The sequence below is a fragment of the Tateyamaria armeniaca genome (genome assembly GCF_045797845.1).
Taxonomy (GTDB): Bacteria; Pseudomonadota; Alphaproteobacteria; order Rhodobacterales; family Rhodobacteraceae; genus Tateyamaria; species Tateyamaria armeniaca.
On the sequence record NZ_JBHDIY010000002.1, the window covers coordinates 2,181,111 to 2,198,753 of the forward strand.

Below are 17,643 nucleotides of genomic sequence, written 5' to 3' on the forward strand. Positions count from 1 at the left end.
AGAAAGTGCAGCAGGGGGCAGGTGTCCCAGCGTGGGACACCCCTTTTTCAGTTCACGGTGACCCAGTTCAGGATAAAGAAGTTGTCTGGGCGCTGGGTCAGCTCGATATTCGCCTGCGCGCCCCAGACCAGCGGCTGCACATAAAGCGGCACATAGGCCATCTCGTCCTGCAGGATTTTGGCCGTTTCATTCAGCATCGCCTGACGTTTGGTGTCGTCAATCTCTGACTGGATCATGGGCAGCAATTCATCCACGCGTGCATTCGAGAAGCCGCCGAAGTTCCAGCTGCCCAGCTTCTTCTCTTCGTTCGGCGTGGAGGCGAGAAAACGCACGGGATGTTCGGCATCAAAGGTGCCCGGCGACCAGCCCAGCAGGTACATGTCGTAATTGTCCGCGCGCAGTTCGGGCCAGTAGTTCTGCACCGGCATCGCATCCAGAACGGCAGTGATCCCCACCTGCGCCAGCATGCCTGTGATCGCCTGACACACGGCCTCGTCATTCAGGTAGCGGTCGTTTGGGCATTTGAGGCCAAAGGAGAACCCGTTCTCATAACCCGCTTCGGCCAGTAGCGCCTTGGCGGCGTCCGGATCGTAAGCGGGGCGTTCGGCCAGACCTGCGGAATAACCCCGCATGGCCGCACTGACCAACTGGCTGGCAGGTTCTGCATTGCCCCGCATGATGGTTTGCAGGATGGCAGGCACGTTGATCGCATGGGCCACGGCGCGACGCACGCGCACATCGGCGAATGGGTTGGTGTCCGTGGTGTCATTCGAATATTTCAATGCCGCCGCCTCGTGCGGAAAGCCGAGCATGATCACCCGCGCTTCGATCCCCTGAAACACCTTAACGGCGTCGTTGCCAGCCAGTCGCGCCGTGTCCTGAATTGGCACCGGGTTGATCAAATCCACATCGCCCGACAGCAGAGCGGCGACGGCTGTCGCCGGGTTCTGGATCGGCGTCAGTTGCGCATTGGTGATGTTGTGCTGTGCTACGTCCCACCAGCCGGTGTGCGGCTCAAGCACCGTCATCAGACCGGGTTCGCGCACGGTGACCATGAAGGCCCCGGTGCCGTTGGTGTTGAGGGTGGCGAAGTTGCCGCTTTCCTTGTCGGGCAGGGTGGTGCCATTGGCCTCGGCCCAGCCACTGTCCATGATCATCCAGTTGGCAATGCTGTCGGGAAAGATCGGGTTGGGCGCGGTTGTCATGATGTCGACGGTGTAGTCATCGACCTTGATCACGTCGGACACGGGCGCAAACCAACTGCGCGTGTCAGAGGCCTCGTCGCTGGCGCGCTGGTAGGAAAAGATCACGTCATCGGCGTTGAACGCTTCACCGCCATGAAAGGTGACGCCCTGGCGCAGTGTGAACCGCCAGCCTTCGCCCGCGCCGATGGGTTCCCATGATGTGGCAAGGGACGGCTCGATCGCCATGTCCTTGCCGCGCCGCACGAGCCCTTCGTAGACGTTGTTCAGAAAGCCTAGAACCGGGGCGGAGTTAACCGCGTGTGGGTCCATTGTCTGTGGGTCGGTGGTTTCGGCCCATTTGAAGTTTTCGGCAAGGGCTCCGCTCCCCAGCAGCGTGGCCGCCAGCGCAGCACCGGTCAAATAGCGCATCTTGTCTTTCCCCGATCAGTTTGAATTCAGACCTGAGCCTAGTCGACAATGATGCGGGTTGGAAAGGTCGTTGAGATCAAACTTCGCTGAGGGGGCTTGCGGGCGACGGCGGAGCGTCATGGCGGCTGGACGCATATTTCAACATTTGGGGCAGGCCGGGATTCTGACATCGCGTGCATTGGTTTAGGCGGTTTGGCGCGCTCACCAAGGAATGTTTTGGGCAGCAAAAAAGGGGCACCCAAGCCGGGTGCCCCTCATCTTGTCGAGATCGCTACGCGCGCCTCAGTTCATTTCGAAATACTTGAATTTCGGCGAGATCCTCGGCTTCTACCACTGTGCCGACACCAGACTTCATGCCCCAGTTCAGCACCTGGTGGTGCAGCGGGATATAGATCGCCTCGTCCTGAACAACTTCCCAGATATCAGCGATATCAGCGTTGCGCGCCTCAAGGTCCGTGTTTCCCGCAAGGCTTACGATCTTGGCGTTCAGATCATCGTTGTTGAAACGCGTTGCGTTCCACGATCCGTATTTGTCGTCACGCCCGTGCACGAGGAAGTTGAAGATGTATTCGGAATCATAGGTCGGTACACCCCAGCCCAGCATGTAGAAATCCGTTTCCAGATTGCTGAGCAGCGGGAAGTGCTGCGCCTTGGGTTTGGCATCGAGGTTCACGGTGATGCCGATCTGGGCAAGCATCCCCACGGCGGCCTGACAGATCCCTTCATCGTTGATGTAGCGGTCATTTGGGCAATCAAGCTGGATGGCGAACCCGTCGCCATAGCCTGCCTCTTCCATCAGGGCCTTGGCCGCATCAACGTCGGTAGTCGATGAGGCATCCATCGCTTCATCCCAGCCATTGACGAACGGGGGGCGATCATACCTGCCGGGGCGGACTGCCCCCGCATCACGACCTGTTGGATCGCATCGCGGTTGATGGCCATCGACATCGCGCGGCGCACGCGGACATCCGCGAGTGGATTCTTGCCCTCGACATTGTCATTGGCCAGATCCTCGTCCCCGACGTTCATCCCGAAAAAGATGACCCGGTTCTGGGGTGCTGTGCGCACGTCCAGCCCGTCTGTGCCTGCGACTCGTTCAAGGTCCTGCACGGGCACGTCCTGAATGAAATCAACCTCACCTGACAACAGCGCTGCGACGCGGGTGGCCGGGTTCTGGATGGGGGTAAAGTCGATGGCCGTCACCTCAAGCGGGAAGTCGTTCGCACCCCAATATCCGTCGTAGGCTTCAAGCAAGGTACGCACGTCCGGTTCGCGGCTGACCAGACGATAGGGGCCGGTGCCATTGGCGTTCTTGGCGGCGTAGGTGTCCTCGCCCCCTTCATAGTCCTGCACCTTTGTCGCGTTGTTCGCCTCGGCCCAGTCCTTGTCCATGATGAACATGTTTGTGAGGTTGTTGGGCATGATCGGGTTCGGGCCATCGGTTTCGATTTCGATGGTGTAATCACCAACCGCGCGGACTTCTTTGACGCTGGCCAGCAATTCCTTGAAATCGCTGTCAGGTGTCATCGCGCGGTTGAGCGAGAACACGACGTCTTCGGCGGTGAACGACGCGCCGTCGTGGAAGGTCACGCCTTCACGCAGGGAAAAGTCCAGACGTTCGGGTTTTCGGTTGAGGGTTCCCAAGATGTCGCCAGCGCAGGCACGATGGCACCGGAGTGATCACGCATGACCAGCGGTTCCATGATCTGGTGGTTGAGCGTTGTCGTTGGCCCTTCGTTCTGGGCATGTGGATCAAGCGTCAGCGAGTCCCCGCGCGCGCCCATTTCAGTGTCTCTGCGCTGACCAGCGCGGTGCTGGACAGCAGCAGTGCTGCGGACAGAAGTGTTGTGACTTTCATTGTAGTCTCCCCATTTTTGCTATGGGCCGGAGTGTTTGACACTCTGACCCGATTGGCAAGGAGGTTCCTGTGACAAGCTGGCCTTTGATGGGACCGCATTGTCGGGCCTGCCAGTGAAACGGGCGCGGGGTGACTACTCTGCCGCTTGGGCGTAGGGCGGGTGCAGCACGAAAGGCGGGTCGCGTTCATCGTCGGCCATCCGGCTCAACTGTTGCGGTTTGCGACGCCGGTGGATCAGCGCAAAGACGGGCGGTGTGAAGTAGAAGCTGACGACCGTTGAAAGCAGCACGCCACCTGCCACGGACATAGCGAAGGGGGGCCAGAAGCCACCCCCGGCGAGGATCAGGGGCAGGAACCCCCCGAACGTCGTGATCGTCGTTGACACGATATGGCGGCTTGACCCCATGACCACATCGACCATCGCGCCGCGATCTCCGGAAGCGGCACGTTCGTCTGCGGCCAGTCCCGACAGGATGATGATCGCGGCGTTGATCGACACCCCGATGGAGCCGATGACGCCGATGATCGCGTTGATGCCAAACGGGTACTGGAAGATGGCGAGCGCGAGGATGCTCAGCCCTGCACTCAGGCCCGACACCACCAGCACCACGGCCGTCAGTCGGAACGAGTTGAAGGTGAGCGCAATCGCTGCAATCGACAGTGTGACGATCAGGCCCAGCGAGGCCAGCAAGTCAGACAGAGTGTCGGCGCGGGCATCGGAATCGCCACCCAGTTCAAGGCGCACGCCTTGCGGTAGGGCGAACCCGGCGGTATCGAGTGCGGCCTGGACTTCGACCAGTGCCTCTTCGGGCAGAACATCGCGCAGGATGAACGCCTGCACGGTGTTGGCCCGTTCGCCGTTGCGCCGGGTGATGGTGCTGGCGGCGGGTTCGATTGACACGTCCGAGATCGCAGACAGGGGCAGGGCGGGCCAGCGCCCTTGCGCGGCCAGTTGTGCGGCGTCCGGGCGCAGGATGGGCAGATCGCGGATCGCCTGAACCGAACCGCGTGTGGCATCGCCAAGACGCACGCGGATCGGCAGTTCCTCGTCCCCTTCGACCATGGAGCCACCGGTGATCCCCTCAAGGCCCGCCTGCAACTGCCCGGAAATCTGTGCCAGATCGAGGCCCAGCAATTGCGCCTGCGCTTCGTCCACGGTGATTACGGCCTTGGGCGCACCGCTGCCAATGGTGGAGCGGCTGACCAGCACCGAATCGACATCTGAAATGATGCGCCGGGCCTCGTTGCCAAGTGCGCGCAACGCTTCAAGATCGTTGCCGACAAAGCGCAATTCGACCGGCGCGTTGACGGGCGGGCCCTGCACCAGACCGCGCACCAGAATATCCGCCTCGGGGGCAAGGGGTGCGAGGTTGCGTTGCAAATCGCGCAGCACATCCTCGGTCGCTTGCGGTGATTGGGTGGTCAGCAGCGCGTGCGCGTGCCCCGGCGCGTTGTCGCGCGCACCGACGATGTTGTAGTAAAAAGCAGGGGCAGACCGTCCAACAACCCACATGACTTGCGTGATCCGCTTGTCAGATTTCAACTTTTGGTTGAGGCGATCCACAACCACTTGAGTTTCGTCAATGCCTGTCCCGGGGGCAAGGTCGACTTCGATCGTGAACTGGTCACGATCCACGCCCGGAAAGAACTGTGCCGTGAGTGTCGGCATGGAGGCAAAGCCCATCACCGGCAGAACCAGCGCCAACGCGATGGACCGCACGGGGTTGTTCACCGACCAACGCAACGTGGCAGCAAACCCGCGCGCAAGTGCCCCGCCCTTGATCCCGCCCCGTGTATCATTGGCGGGCAGCAAGTGTCCTGCAATGGCCGGGGTCAGGGTGATCGCCACGATAAAGGACCATGTCAGCATAATCACAACGGCAATCGCGATAGAGCCGACAAAATCGCCCGCAGGCCCGGGCAGCAGGATCAGCGGCGTGAAGGACAGCGCGGTGGTCACCGTCGAGGCGAGCAGCGGCGCGAACAGGCGTTTAACCGATTGACCGGCAGCCTTCAGACGGCTCACCCCTTTTTCAAGTCTTTGGCCGACCTCGTCCGTCATCACGATGCCCGCATCGACCAGCAGGCCAAGGGCCACGATCAGGCCCGTGACGGACATTTGGTGGATGGCGAGGCCGATCAGGTTCATGGTGAAAAGGGTGGCCAGCGTGACGACGGGCAGGATCAAGGCGACGATCAGTGCAGAGCGCAGGCCGAGGGTCAGCAGCAATACACCCACCACAAGGCTGACACCAATGGCCATGTTGGTGCCCACTTCGCTCAGGCGGTCGGCGGTGTAGCGGCTTTGATCGAAGGTGAGGTCGAGCGATATGCCGACGGGCACCTCGGCCTGGTAGGCCCCGATTTCATCGCGCACGAAGCCTGACCAGACATCGACCTGCAAACCCGATTCCAGCTTGGCCGCCACGAGGACTGCGGGTTTGCCGTTGTAGATCGCCAGTTCAGACTGGGGCAGGCGGGGGCCACGCGTGATTTCGGCCACTTGGGACAGGTAAGTGACGGCACCAGTGTCAGACCGGCGGATCACGATATCGCCAAGGCGGTCGAGCGTTTTGACTTCGCCCGCGACCGAGATCAGCAGATCGGAACCGGACGGGCGCACGCGACCCGCGGGCCCTTTGGCATCCCCGCTTGCAATCGCGCGGCTGATGTCACTGGCAGTCAGACCAAGGGCCGCCGTGGCCGTGGGGTCGAGGGTGATCAGCACCTCGTCTTCGGGCGCGCCAAAGACTTCGACTAGCTCGGTGCCGGGGATGTTACGCAAGTCCTGCGCCAGATCACGGGCATAGCGCCCAAGAATGGTGGCAGGCACGCCCGGCTCTGCTGACAAGGCCGCGATGGCGGCATAGGCGCTGCTGCGGTCGGTGTCGAATTCCGGTTCGAACGCATCGGCGGGCAGGGTGGGCGACAGGGCCGAAAGGTCGTCGCGGATTTCGGCCCAGACCTGCTCAATTCGTTCTTTAGGGACCGTCACACCCAGTTCGACGGCGACAATTGAGATGCCGGTCGCGGATGTGCTTTCAATGACGTCCACCTCGGACACTTCGCGCAACGCATCCTCGATGGGTTGGGTCACCAACGCCTCGACCCGTGCGGGGTCAGCGCCGGGTACGATGGTTGTAACTGTGCCGAACAAGTTGGTGATTGTCGGATCTTCCTGCCGTCCGATGGCCAGCAGCGATGCCAGACCTGCCGCGATGATCACCAGAAGGGCAAGGGCGACGATCCGGGGTTGGCGAAAGGTCAGCGTTTCCATCAGTTTGTTCCGGACAACTGGACGCGGTCACCGGGCACAAGGCGATGCGTGCCATCCGGGACGATCTGCGTCTCACCGTTCAGGGTTCCGCGCACATAGGCCGTGTCGCCTTCGATCTGCAGCACTTCGACGGCGGCGGCGCGCGCGGTGGCAAATCCGTCGGCTTCGGGCTCAAGCACCAGCACGGTCCACAGCCCACGGACCCCATCCTGCAGGGCGCTCAGTGGCACGGCATATCCGTCCTGTGCCACAGACGTTTGCAGGGTTAGTGTTCCGGCAGCCAGGTAGACGGGATCGTCTGTCTTGACCTCGAACAAGGCTGTGCGGGTGCGGGTCTGTGCATCAAGATCGGGGCGAAAGCCGATGAACGCCGCGTCGTATTCGGTGCCATCCAGTGTGATGCGCGCAGGCTGATCCGCCAAAGTCGCGGCCAGTTTAGGATCAATGCCGACACGGAACACCGGCGTGGCCTCTTGCCGGATGTCGAGCACGGGGGCGCCGACATTCATGATCGCGCCGGGGTCCACATGGCGCGCACCTACAGTGCCGTCAAAGGGCGCGCGCAACTCGGTCTGGCTCATCCGCACTTCGACCTGCGTGATGGCAGCATCGACTTCGGCCATCTGCGCCTCAATCGCGGTCAGGCCAAGGGCGACATTGTCGACAGCCTGATCCGAGGCAAATCCGCGGTCCCGCAATTCGGACTGGCGCGCGGTGGTGCGCCGCGACAGTTCGGCCTGTGCCTCAAGCGCGTCGCGCGACGCCACGAGGCGCGCGCGTTCGGTCATCAGGATACGAGTATCGAGCTGCGCAACAACCTGCCCAGCCGTGACGCGGTCGCCTTCGTCCACTGTGAGGACGTTGAGGCGACCGCCCTGCTCGAACCCGAGAGAGACGGTCTGGGCCGCTTCGATCTGGCCGTGGAACTGGCGCGTGACCGTGAGTTGATCAGTGGGCGAGATGCGCAAAGCCGCCACCGTGGTTGTCGGGGCCGGGGGTGGTGCATCGACCGCAGCGGCGCGCGTGGCCAGTGTTGCGCTGCCGATCCAGACTGCACCGGCGGCGATGGCAATCACTGATACCGTACCGGTGAGCGTTGCAAATCCGCGCAATGCACGTTTCCATAGAAGCGATCTGGTTTTATCCGTGTCACGTCCTGAGGCCATGAGTGCCGCTCCTTGACTCTAAGTGAGTGGTGCTTACTTTCATGACAAGACATATGTAATAGCCACTTACTTTGACAAGGCTGTGAGACAAAAAAGTTGGAGCAGGACGAAAAATCGCCCGCACGAACGCAGTATCACCACGGCGATCTGCGCGCGCATCTTGTTGAAACTGTTCGTATTCTTGTGGAAGAGAAGGGCGCGGACGGGTTTTCGATTTCCGAAGCCGCGCGCCGTGCCGGGGTGAGTTCTGCCGCCCCTTACAAGCATTTTGCGGACCGCGGAGAGATCGTGCGGGCCGTCGCATTGGCGGGAATCGATCGGATGCGCGACCAGATGGATGAGGCCGCCCAAGCCGCCAAGGGCGACCCATTGTCCCCGATCATGGCGCTTGGGCTGTGCTATGCGCAGTTTGCGCGGACAGAACCGGGCGTTTTTCGACTGATGTTCGGTTTGACCATGGGGCATGATGACGACCCCGAATTGCAGGCCCACGGTGATGCGTGTTTTGACGTGGTCAAACGTGAGGTGCGTGCCTACATGCCCGACGGTACGACAGATCAAGAGATCGAGCGGCGCGGTTACATGCTGCACATGTTCGTGCATGGCCATGCGTTTCTGGAAATCGACGGCAAGCACGATCTGGAATTGTCCCCTGATCAGGAGGCGATGCTGATGGCTGACATCGCCCGCCGTGTCATGCAGGATTGAACGGCAAGCGGACTTAGTATACCATAGTATACAAAGTGGTGATGGAGACAGATCATGAAAGATACCTACACTGATTGCCTGACACTCGCGCGCACGGAACTGGCCACGGCACAACGTCTGCTCGCGGCAGAGATCAGCGCCTATCCCACGCCGATTTCGGGCTGTGATGCGCAGTTCAACCACCTGCTGGCCGAACGCGTACGTATCTCGGACGCGCTGGCGCAACTGGATGCATCCGTCTTTGTGCCCACACCGCGCACCCCCAGCCCCGAGGCGGGGATCGAAAGCAGATGAAGGTTCATATTCTGGACGACTGGTTCGACACGCTGCGCCACCTGCCGTGTTTTGAAAAGCTGGCGCGCCATGATGTGACAGTCTGGACCGATCACGAACCTGATCCGGCCAAACTGGCCCACCGCGTCGCGGATGCCGAATGCCTCGTGTTGTTTCGCGAGCGCACGCAAGTGGGGTCGGATCTGCTGGACCGGTTGGACAAGCTGAAACTGATCAGCCAGCGGGGCGTGCACCCGCATGTGGATGTCGATGCCTGCACAGCCAACGGCGTGTTGCTGTGTTCCAAAAAAGGGGCGGGCGCGCCATCTTATGCGGCTGCCGAGATGACACTGGCGCTGATCCTTGCCAGCTACCGGCAAATCCCGCAGCAAGTCGCATCGCTGAAGGCGGGCAAGTGGCAGATGGGCGTCGGGCGCACGTTGCGCGGGCGCACCCTTGGTCTTTACGGCTATGGCAAGATCGCAAAGGCCGTTGCCGTCTATGCAAAAGCGATTGGCCTGAACGTGCAGTGGTGGGGATCGCAGGATGGCCGCGCGCGCGCTGCGGCAGATGGTGAGACGGTCGCAGACAGTCGCGCGGCGTTCTTTGCCTCATCGGACATCGTCTGTCTGCATGTGCGTCTGAATGCGGACACCCGTGGTTTGATCACCGCAGATGATCTGGCTGCGATGCAACCGCGCAGTTTGCTGGTCAACACCTCGCGCTCTGGTCTGATCGCGAGGGGCGTGCTGGAGGATGAGATCGCGCGCGGGCGCATTCATGCCGCCGTCGACGTCTTTGATGCCGAGCCGATGGTGGATACGGACAACATTCTTGCCACGCACCCCAACGTGCTTGCCACGCCCCATATCGGCTTTGTCACCGAAGACGAATTCGACATGCAATTTTCCGACATCTTTGATCAGATCAACGCATATGCGGACGGCGCCCCGATCCACATGGTCAATCCCGAGGCGCGTTGAACAGCCTCGCAAACAGCGGTGCGCCCAGGATCACGACGAAAATGCGCAACACGTGGTGGGCGATGACAAAGGCCATGTCCGCCCCCACGATCAACGCCAGAATCGTCAGTTCCGCCTGACCGCCGGGCGCAAAGGCCAGCAGCGCGTCCATTCCGTTGGCGAGCCCAAAGACATACACCACCTCGACAAAGATCAGGGTCAGCACGATCAGGATGCCGCAGAACCCGAACCCTGCGGCCAGATCATGGCGCACTTCGGCCATGGTGATCCCGGTGTATTTCATGCCCACGCCCATCCCGATAAAGAACTGCGCGGCCCAGATCGCCTCGACCGGGGGCGGTTCTGCAACAGACCCGCCATCGCACAGATCGCCGCCACGATCAGCGGCCCGAGGATAGAGGCCCCGAACATCCCGATGCGCTTGGCCCCCTGCCAGCCGACAATCGCGCAGGCCAACATCAAAAGCAGTTGTTCGGGTGGTACCGCGCGCGCGGGCGCGCCGGGCGGGTTGGACAGGTCCGCGCCCCAAAACCCTTGCAGTATAAAAGGCAGCGCCACCACGATCACCAGCACCCTCGTGGCGTGGATCAGCGACAGCGTGCGCGGATTGCCCCCGGCCTCTTCGCCGAACACCAGCATGTCCTGCAGACCGCCGGGCATGGTCGAATAATAACTGGTGGCGAAATCATAGCCCCAGACCCGCTGAAAATAGGGCACGCCGATGAGCCCGATGGCGAGGACCATCAGGGGGATCATCAAAAGCGTAGGCCACATCCCGGCCATCGAGGCGAGCATCACAGGCGTGAACGTGGCGCCGACCGCAAGACCAAGGATCGTGCGCATGCCCTCGTTCAGCGATTTGATCCCGCTCATTCTGACGCCCGACAAGGCCGCGATCAGACACGCCGCGATGGGGCCCAACAGCCAGGGCAAGGGCAGCGCCGCGGCGTGAAAGGCGGCCACGCCAAGCGCCGCAATCACAAACGTCAGCGCGACACGGATCACCGCCCCAGCGCCTTGAGGCGATGCACAAGCGACGTTTGCAGATGTAGTTCGGCGGTCTGTCCGGCGGCGTGGACATCACCGTTGGCGATCGCATCAAGGATGGCATAGTGCTGTTCGCTGACAATCGCAATCCGCTCGGGATCATCAAGGGTTGTGGGCCCCAGCAACATCAGCGCATTGTTCAGCGCCCGCGCCGCATCCAGCAAAAACCGATTGCGCGTGGCAAGGTAAATGCCGCGGTGAAAGTCCTGATTGAGGGCGGCCGCCTCGGCCGGTGCGCTTGCCGCGATGGCCGCGTTGAGGGCACGCAGCGCGTCCACTTCGGCGGGGCCTGCATGTTTGGCGGCCATCTCGGCGGCGGTGCGCTCCAGCACGCTGCGCATCTCGTAAAGTTCGACAAGTTCGCCGTGGCTAAGCTGGCGGATGATTGCACCAAGGCGGGGGCGATGTTCGACGATCCCGTCTGCTTCGAGCCTGCGCAGCGCTTCACGCACGGGGGTGCGCGACAGGTTCAGGCGCGCGGCCACATCCGTTTCGCGCAAACGGTCACCGGGCACAAAGTCGCCGCTGCGGATCGCGGCCAGCAACTTGGCATAGGCAGCTTCGCCCTGGCTCATATCGGGGGTGGTCATGGCGCTCTCTCAAACTTGTATCCGTTTGGATACAAGCGCCACCTTAGGCAGTCGGATGTGCCAAGTCAAAGTTGGACTGAATGGGTGAGCGCGCCGGTCAGTAGTCTTTTTCGATGAAAATGCCGACCCCGGTACTGCCATCAGCCGCAACGCTGCCGCGCGCGGTAATGTTGGGCGTGAGGTCGATGTTCAGCGAGACCTCGGGGCCTTCCGTCCCGCCCACGGTGACATCGGTGTATACGTTTTCGGAAATGTACTTGCCCGCCCGCACGGCGGCGTTGCCGTCCTCATCCGTGGTCACGTCCAGATCATCAAGGCCGAAAGAGCCGCGCAATTGCGAGACAACCCCTTCGCCCCCTTGTCCTGCCAGCCGGGCGACGGCACTGGCCAGTTGCAGCGCCTGAAAGGCGGATAATTGCGAGATGTCGCGCCCGAAAAAGATCTGAGCCAGCACCTGATCCTGTGGCGCCTCGGGCGTCGCTTCGAAGGTAACAGCGGGGTCGTCCACAGCACCTTCGACGATGATCCGCGCAGTTCCGGATGAAGTCGATGTTGCAGCGACGAGGCGCAAGAACGGTTCGAACCGGCCCTGCAATTCGACGCGCCCTTCATCCAGTTCAAACCGCTTGTTCAATATGCTGAGCCGCCCGCGGATCAGATCGATTTGCCCAGTGGAGATGGTGTCTGCCGAACTGCCGGTGATCCGCAGTCCACCCCCCAGTTCGGCATCGATCCCACGGCCCCGTACAAAGATGCGCGATGGTGCATTCACCGTAATATCAAGGGGGTAGGCGACGCCACGCCCGCCACTGGATGTCGTTTCCCGGATCAGCCCCGCGCGGGCGCGGGTGCGCATCACCGGGCGGGTCGCGCCGATATGCGTGATGTCGGGGATAGAGCCGAGGGTAGAAACCGTGCTTGCGGGCACCTGCACCGTGGTTTCACCAACGTTGATTGTGCCGGCGATACGTGCACCACCGGTCAGCGCGCCATTGATGGACACCCCCCATTAATGAGGCTTGTGTACAGCACGTTGTCCGTCACAACGACGTTGTTCAGCGCGATGTCCAGTTGCGCCGGAAAGCGCCCCGAAAGCGTGATCGGACCATCCAGCGCGATAGATCCGCCATCCGTCACCTGACCCGTTAGATCAAGCTGCGCCTGCCCGCCGGTCAGTGCGACCGCACCACTGAGGTCGGCAAGGGACAGGGGCAGTTTTGGCGCGGCCATCCGCGTGCCTTGTGTCGTGATCCGCCCTTGAACCGAGGACAGGGCCGGGGGGCCGTCCACGGTCAGATCGAAATTCGCGATCCCCGCAATGCTGCGCGGGGCGATGAATGGGTTGATCAGGCCAAGCTGCGCCTGCCCAGTTGCGTCCAGTTCCAGACGTCCGGAGGTGCCGACCAGACCCTGCACCTGTGCCGTGGTCCCCGCTGGACCGTCGAGCGCTGCATCGATGTCAAATCCGCGTTCTACTTGGGTCGCGCTGCCGGTGACGGCCGCGGCACCGGACAGGCGCGGCACAAGTGCGCCCACATTGGGAATGCGCACTGCATATCGCGCCGTTGTGCCCACTTCACCAAAGGTGCCGCTGATCGTTGCGGTGCTGGCGTAGGGGCCGTCCACATCCGTGTCGAGCGACCAGCCGTTGTCGATCTGCGCAAGTGTCCCGTCAATGGCCAGCGGCCCGGAGACACCCGGGACCAGCGGCGCGACATTGGGCACGGCCAGTTGAAAGGCCGTTGCGAGGCGGGCCGCCTTGAAGGAACCGGACACGTTGCCCGTGCTGGAGAACGGCCCACTCAGATCTGTCGCGAATTCCCATCCGTCAGGCACTTGTTGCACGTTGCCGTCGAGCGATGCGGCCCCCGTGATACCCGGAGCGAGGGCCGAGACGTCTGGCACCGCCGCCGTGTAGTCGGCATTCAATACGCCCGAAAGGAACTGACCGCTGGCTGTCGCCTGCGCGGCGTAAGGTCCGGACAGGTTCGTGGCGAACTCCCACCCCTCGGGCACTTGCTGGACGTCACCGTTCAGGGTCAACGCGCCGGGGATGCCGGGGGCGATTGGGTCAAGCGAGGGCAGGAAAGCGGTGTAAGTGGCGCTCAGCGCCCCTTCGGCAAAGCGGCCTGACGCGGTGGCGGCACTGTCAAACGGCCCTTCTATCGTGGTGTCGAAATTCCACGCTCCGTCCAGTTGAACCGCACTTGCCTCGATCCGGGCACCGCCTGACACTTGTGGAACAAGCGGTTGCAGATCGGGAAGGGCAGCTGTGAGGTCGATGCCGATCCGCTCCGCTGCGATCTGCGCATCAACGCGCGCGGTTGCATCAAGAGGGCCGGCAAGCGTGGCCGCCACGTCCCAGACTTCATTCGTCTGGCGTGCCGTGCCCTCAACACTCAGCGGGCCATCAAGCGTGTCCACAACCCGCCCTGCATCATCGAGGCGGAATGCGTATCGCGCACTTGATGCACCGGTCTGCAGATCAGCAGAAACATCCGCTGAAAGGGCCGCGTTGTTGAGTGTGAGGCGATCAAGGAAGGTGCCCGTCTCGTCACGCCGCGCCACCAGATCGACATTGGTCACACCCTCAAGCAGCGCATCAGCCTGCGAGATACCAAGCGCGAGGTTTTCCGTGGTGCCGACCACTTCGATGTCAAAGAAGCCCCCGAGTGCGGCGCTGCCCGACACCTCGATCCGCCCCGCACCTTGCAGGTCGAGCCCAGCAAGTGCTGCAAAGGCCGACAGGTCGGGTGTGTCGACTGTGACGTCGAGTGTGGTCGCAAAATCCTCTGACAGGCTTTGTGTGACGACGTTGCCGGTGATGTTCCAAGCCGCGCCACGGAGGGACAGATCGGACAGGCGCAGCGGCGCGTCATCGCCATATGTGACATCCAGCCCGCCGCGCACAACGGCGCCGATGGCCTGCGCAAGTGCCGGGTCAGTGAAGCCGAGGCCCGAGGCGTCAAGGTCGACGCGGGCCGCGACTTCTCCGATGGCGTTCACGTCGCCTGACAGCGTGCCGTCAATGCCAAGACTGACCGAACGCGCCTGCACATCGGCCCGGTCCAGACCTGCGATTGTGATTGCGGCTGTCAATGCGTCGCTGTCGCTGGCATCAAAGGTGACCGACAGATCGGCCAGATCGACACGCGTTTCGCTGCCACCCGCAGGCAGCAACACAGGATTGCCATCGGGATCAGAAATCTGGCCGTTGATGTCCAACAGCGTGGGCCAGCCATCGCTGTTGAGCGCGGCCTGTCCGCTGAGCCGCAGCGCGCGGGTGTCGAGCGCGAACTGGTTCAGGCTGAGCGCGCCGGTTGCGTCCTGATTGCCTTGTGCGGTCAGTGATACGTTAGGGCCGAAGAATTCGGCATATTGGGGCAGGAACAGCGCCGTGACATCGCCGTTCAGGTCGACGTCAAAGGCCATGGGCCCGTCCGCCTCGCTTTGCAGTGCAAGCGCCCCGGCAAGGCGCGGGGCGTCATCGGTGCGCAGATCAAGGGTTGCCGCAAAGTCGCTGAGCAAACCGTCGCCCTCGATCCTGAGGTCCACGCTGGGGCGTCCGGGCAGGTTCATGAGGCCGGAGATCAGCCCGTCTGCCGCCTCAGACACCTCAAGATCGAGGTTCAGTGCGCGCGTTTCGTTCGCGTAGGCCGCGTCGATGTTGAAGCTGGCGCGATTGCCGTCGATGCGCTCGGCCACAAGCGTTGCATCACCTGCACCTCCGGCAAGGGTGGCCGTGCCGTTCAGCGACAATTCGGCGGTCTCGCCCAGAACGGGTGCGCCAAGCGCCACGACGTCGATGGCCAGTTGACCCAGTTGTATTGAGGCGGGCAATTCGGGCAGGGCAAAGGGTGTCGCTTCGGCATCCGGCACGTCGATGCCGGGTTCCGCCACGGGCAGGCGGGGCAGATCAAAACGGGCGGCGCGCAATTCTTCGACATCGATGGCCCCGCGCAGCAGTGCGCGCCGGTTCCAGGTCAGCGCCACATCGTCGATGGTCAGCCAGATGCCTTCGCTGTCTGCAATCGTGATCTGGTCAATGGTCGCAGTGCTGGAAAGCGCCCCGGCAAAGCCGATGATGCGCACGGTGCGCCCGTCACCGCCAAGCGCGCCTTCGAGCAGCCCCGCGATAAAGCCGCGATCTTCCTCATCCGCCTCTTGCGCAAAAAGGCTGAACGGAAACAGCAGACAGACAAAGAGGATCAGGAGATGGCGCATCAAAAGGCTTGTCCTATCCCGATGTAGATTTCGACGCCCGAGTTGTCGCCGGGACCAGAGCCCGGCAGCGCCACGTCAAAGCGGATCGGCCCGATGGGTGTGTTGTAGCGGATGCCAGCGCCATAGCCTGTGTGCCATTCGCCGGAGCCGTCAAAGAACGCCTCTGACCCGATATAGCCCGCGTCATAGAACCCGACCACCGACAGGTTGTCGCCGGTCTTGACCCGCACTTCGCCTGACAGCCCGACATAAGAGCGCCCGCCGATTGTCACGCCGGGGCTGAATTCCACGCCAAGCGACTGGAATTCCTGCCCGCGCACGGAATCCGACCCGCCCGAAAAGAACAGGAAATCTGCTGGCGCAATGTTGATGTCCGGCCCGGCCACGGAGCCAAGCACACCGCGAAACGCCAGCGTGACCCGCTCGCCCAACTGGCGGTAGGTGCGCAGATCAAGCGTTGTCACGATCCCGTTGTCCGTGCCGTCAATGTTCAGAAACGGGGTCAGCCCGATCTGGGCATAGTACCCGGATGTAGCGTTCAGCGGATCATCGCGCCGATCAAAGGTCGCTGACAGCGGTACGGTGAAAATGGTGTAATCGCGTTCGCCCAGATCGTCGCGCGTCAGGGCGCGGCGCAAACCGATACCGTAGCTGTATTCGCGATCTTCTCTGGCGAAATAGGTGCCCCCGACACCCAGACGCACGGTGCGCGAAAACAGGTTCGGATCGTCACGCTGTTCAATCTCGGCCAGCACGTTGAGTTCGAAATCCGTGCGGAAGGTCGCAGGGCGACTGAGCAGCGCGGTGAGACGGTAATCGACACCGCCTGTGTCACCGCCAACGCCCTTGATCTCGCCATCGATCTGCAGACGTTCGGCACCGCCAAAGATGTTGCGATGAAGCCAGAGCGCGCTGACGCTGAACCCGTCGAGCGTGCTGTATTCCGCCCCGAAACTGTAGCGACGCGGCAATTGGTCCGAGATAGTGGCCGTCACATCCAGCGTGCCATCGGGATTGGGTTCGGCGGCTTCGGTCAGGTTGGCGGCGGCGAACGTCCCCGTCCGGCGCAGGCGGTTCTGCACCTGAGTGATGTCATCGGGGTCAAAGACTTTGCCCTCGGGCCAGCCCATGATCTCGCGAATGCGTTTTTCCCGCACCGCGCTTTCGCCCTTGATGATCAAGCGGCCAAAGCGCAGGCGTGGGCCGGGGTCGAGCGTCACGGCGGCGTTGATTGTCTTTTCGGGATGGCGTGCGGTGATCTGTTGGCTGGCGATGGCGGCCTTGGCATGGCCCGCCTGACGCCAGCCATCGATCTGGGCGGATGTTCCGGCACGCAATGTGGACACCCGCGCGGTCTCACCCGTCGCCAGTCCTTCGACCGGTTCTGATGTGGGTGCCTGCGGTGTAATTGAAACGGTGCCAAAGGTGAACACGGCCCCCGGTTCCACATTGATCACCACGCTGGAAATGGCGCGCGGTGCGGCGATGGGGGCAATGGCGGCAGCCTCGCGCCCGTCCACAAGAATGCTGATGCTTGGGGCGAAATAGCCTTGCTCATACAGCACGCCGATCAGTCTGGCGTAATCCGCTTGTGCCGCGCTCAGGATGTCGATCGGGCGCGGCGCGCCTTCTGCCTCGTCGCCGTCCACAAGGGCGGCTGTCAGCGAACCTGTGCGCAAATCATCCGCAACGCTGTCAGGTGCCTGAACCGTGACCTCAAACGCCCATGCTGTACTTGCGGAGCATGCCGCTGCTATCGCAATTGCCAGCACGCGGCGGATTTTTTGGATCATCAAAAACACCTCGCCGCATGTTGTCTGCGGCCTTGCATCATCAATGCCAAAACTACGCCGAATGTTCCAGCGCTTAACGCGCAATTGTGAATTAGTTGCGCAGGACCGCCT

General features: G+C 62.2%; 10 protein-coding genes and 2 pseudogenes. 3 read left to right on the plus strand and 9 right to left on the minus strand.

The window, feature by feature from the left end:
• Positions 1 to 47: 47 nt before the first annotated feature.
• The 4 genes and pseudogenes from ACERZ8_RS11055 to ACERZ8_RS11070 all read right to left on the minus strand — a co-directional run bounded on the left by ACERZ8_RS11055 (position 48) and on the right by ACERZ8_RS11070 (position 7,914).
• Complete coding sequence (locus ACERZ8_RS11055; protein ID WP_407592247.1) at positions 48 to 1,613, minus strand: ABC transporter substrate-binding protein; 1,566 nt, start codon at positions 1,611 to 1,613, stop codon at positions 48 to 50.
• Positions 1,614 to 1,895: 282 nt separating this feature from the next.
• A pseudogene (locus tag ACERZ8_RS11060) lies at positions 1,896 to 3,471 on the minus strand (ABC transporter substrate-binding protein).
• A gap of 133 nt (positions 3,472 to 3,604) precedes the next feature.
• Positions 3,605 to 6,748 carry an efflux RND transporter permease subunit gene (locus tag ACERZ8_RS11065; protein ID WP_407592248.1) on the minus strand — a complete coding sequence of 1,048 codons (3,144 nt, stop codon included), beginning with the start codon at positions 6,746 to 6,748 and terminating at the stop codon, positions 3,605 to 3,607.
• A complete protein-coding gene (locus ACERZ8_RS11070; RefSeq protein ID WP_407592249.1) occupies positions 6,748 to 7,914 on the minus strand; it encodes an efflux RND transporter periplasmic adaptor subunit in 1,167 nt (388 codons plus the stop codon). The genes ACERZ8_RS11065 and ACERZ8_RS11070 overlap by 1 nt, the downstream gene beginning before the upstream one ends.
• A gap of 96 nt (positions 7,915 to 8,010) precedes the next feature.
• Here ACERZ8_RS11070 and ACERZ8_RS11075 point away from each other — a divergent pair, with 96 nt between their 5' ends.
• Genes ACERZ8_RS11075 through ACERZ8_RS11085 form a run of 3 tightly spaced genes read left to right on the plus strand, consistent with a single transcriptional unit; the run spans position 8,011 to position 9,878 of the window.
• Positions 8,011 to 8,622, plus strand: coding sequence for a TetR/AcrR family transcriptional regulator (locus tag ACERZ8_RS11075; RefSeq protein WP_407592250.1), 612 nt, complete (start codon positions 8,011 to 8,013; stop codon positions 8,620 to 8,622).
• Positions 8,623 to 8,676: 54 nt separating this feature from the next.
• Entirely contained in the window at positions 8,677 to 8,916 is a 240-nt protein-coding gene (locus ACERZ8_RS11080) for a hypothetical protein (RefSeq protein WP_407592251.1), read from the plus strand.
• Positions 8,913 to 9,878, plus strand: a complete 966-nt coding sequence (locus ACERZ8_RS11085; RefSeq protein ID WP_407592252.1) for an NAD(P)-dependent oxidoreductase — start codon at positions 8,913 to 8,915, stop codon at positions 9,876 to 9,878. The genes ACERZ8_RS11080 and ACERZ8_RS11085 overlap by 4 nt, the downstream gene beginning before the upstream one ends.
• On the opposite strand, the pseudogene ACERZ8_RS11090 reads toward ACERZ8_RS11085, so the two are convergent.
• From ACERZ8_RS11090 to ACERZ8_RS11110, 5 genes and pseudogenes are all read right to left on the minus strand, one after another.
• Positions 9,859 to 10,883, minus strand: a pseudogene (locus tag ACERZ8_RS11090) (AbrB family transcriptional regulator). The gene ACERZ8_RS11085 and the pseudogene ACERZ8_RS11090 overlap by 20 nt on opposite strands.
• Positions 10,880 to 11,515 carry a GntR family transcriptional regulator gene (locus ACERZ8_RS11095; protein ID WP_407592253.1) on the minus strand — a complete coding sequence of 212 codons (636 nt, stop codon included), beginning with the start codon at positions 11,513 to 11,515 and terminating at the stop codon, positions 10,880 to 10,882. Before ACERZ8_RS11095 ends, ACERZ8_RS11090 begins: the two are co-directional and overlap by 4 nt.
• A gap of 97 nt (positions 11,516 to 11,612) precedes the next feature.
• Positions 11,613 to 12,518 (minus strand): translocation/assembly module TamB domain-containing protein, encoded by a 906-nt coding sequence (locus ACERZ8_RS11100; RefSeq protein ID WP_407592254.1) that lies wholly within the window; start codon positions 12,516 to 12,518, stop codon positions 11,613 to 11,615.
• Entirely contained in the window at positions 12,497 to 15,739 is a 3,243-nt protein-coding gene (locus tag ACERZ8_RS11105) for a translocation/assembly module TamB domain-containing protein (protein WP_407592255.1), read from the minus strand. Before ACERZ8_RS11105 ends, ACERZ8_RS11100 begins: the two co-directional genes overlap by 22 nt.
• Positions 15,739 to 17,532, minus strand: coding sequence for an autotransporter assembly complex protein TamA (locus ACERZ8_RS11110; RefSeq protein WP_407592256.1), 1,794 nt, complete (start codon positions 17,530 to 17,532; stop codon positions 15,739 to 15,741). Before ACERZ8_RS11110 ends, ACERZ8_RS11105 begins: the two co-directional genes overlap by 1 nt.
• Positions 17,533 to 17,643 lie beyond the last annotated feature (111 nt).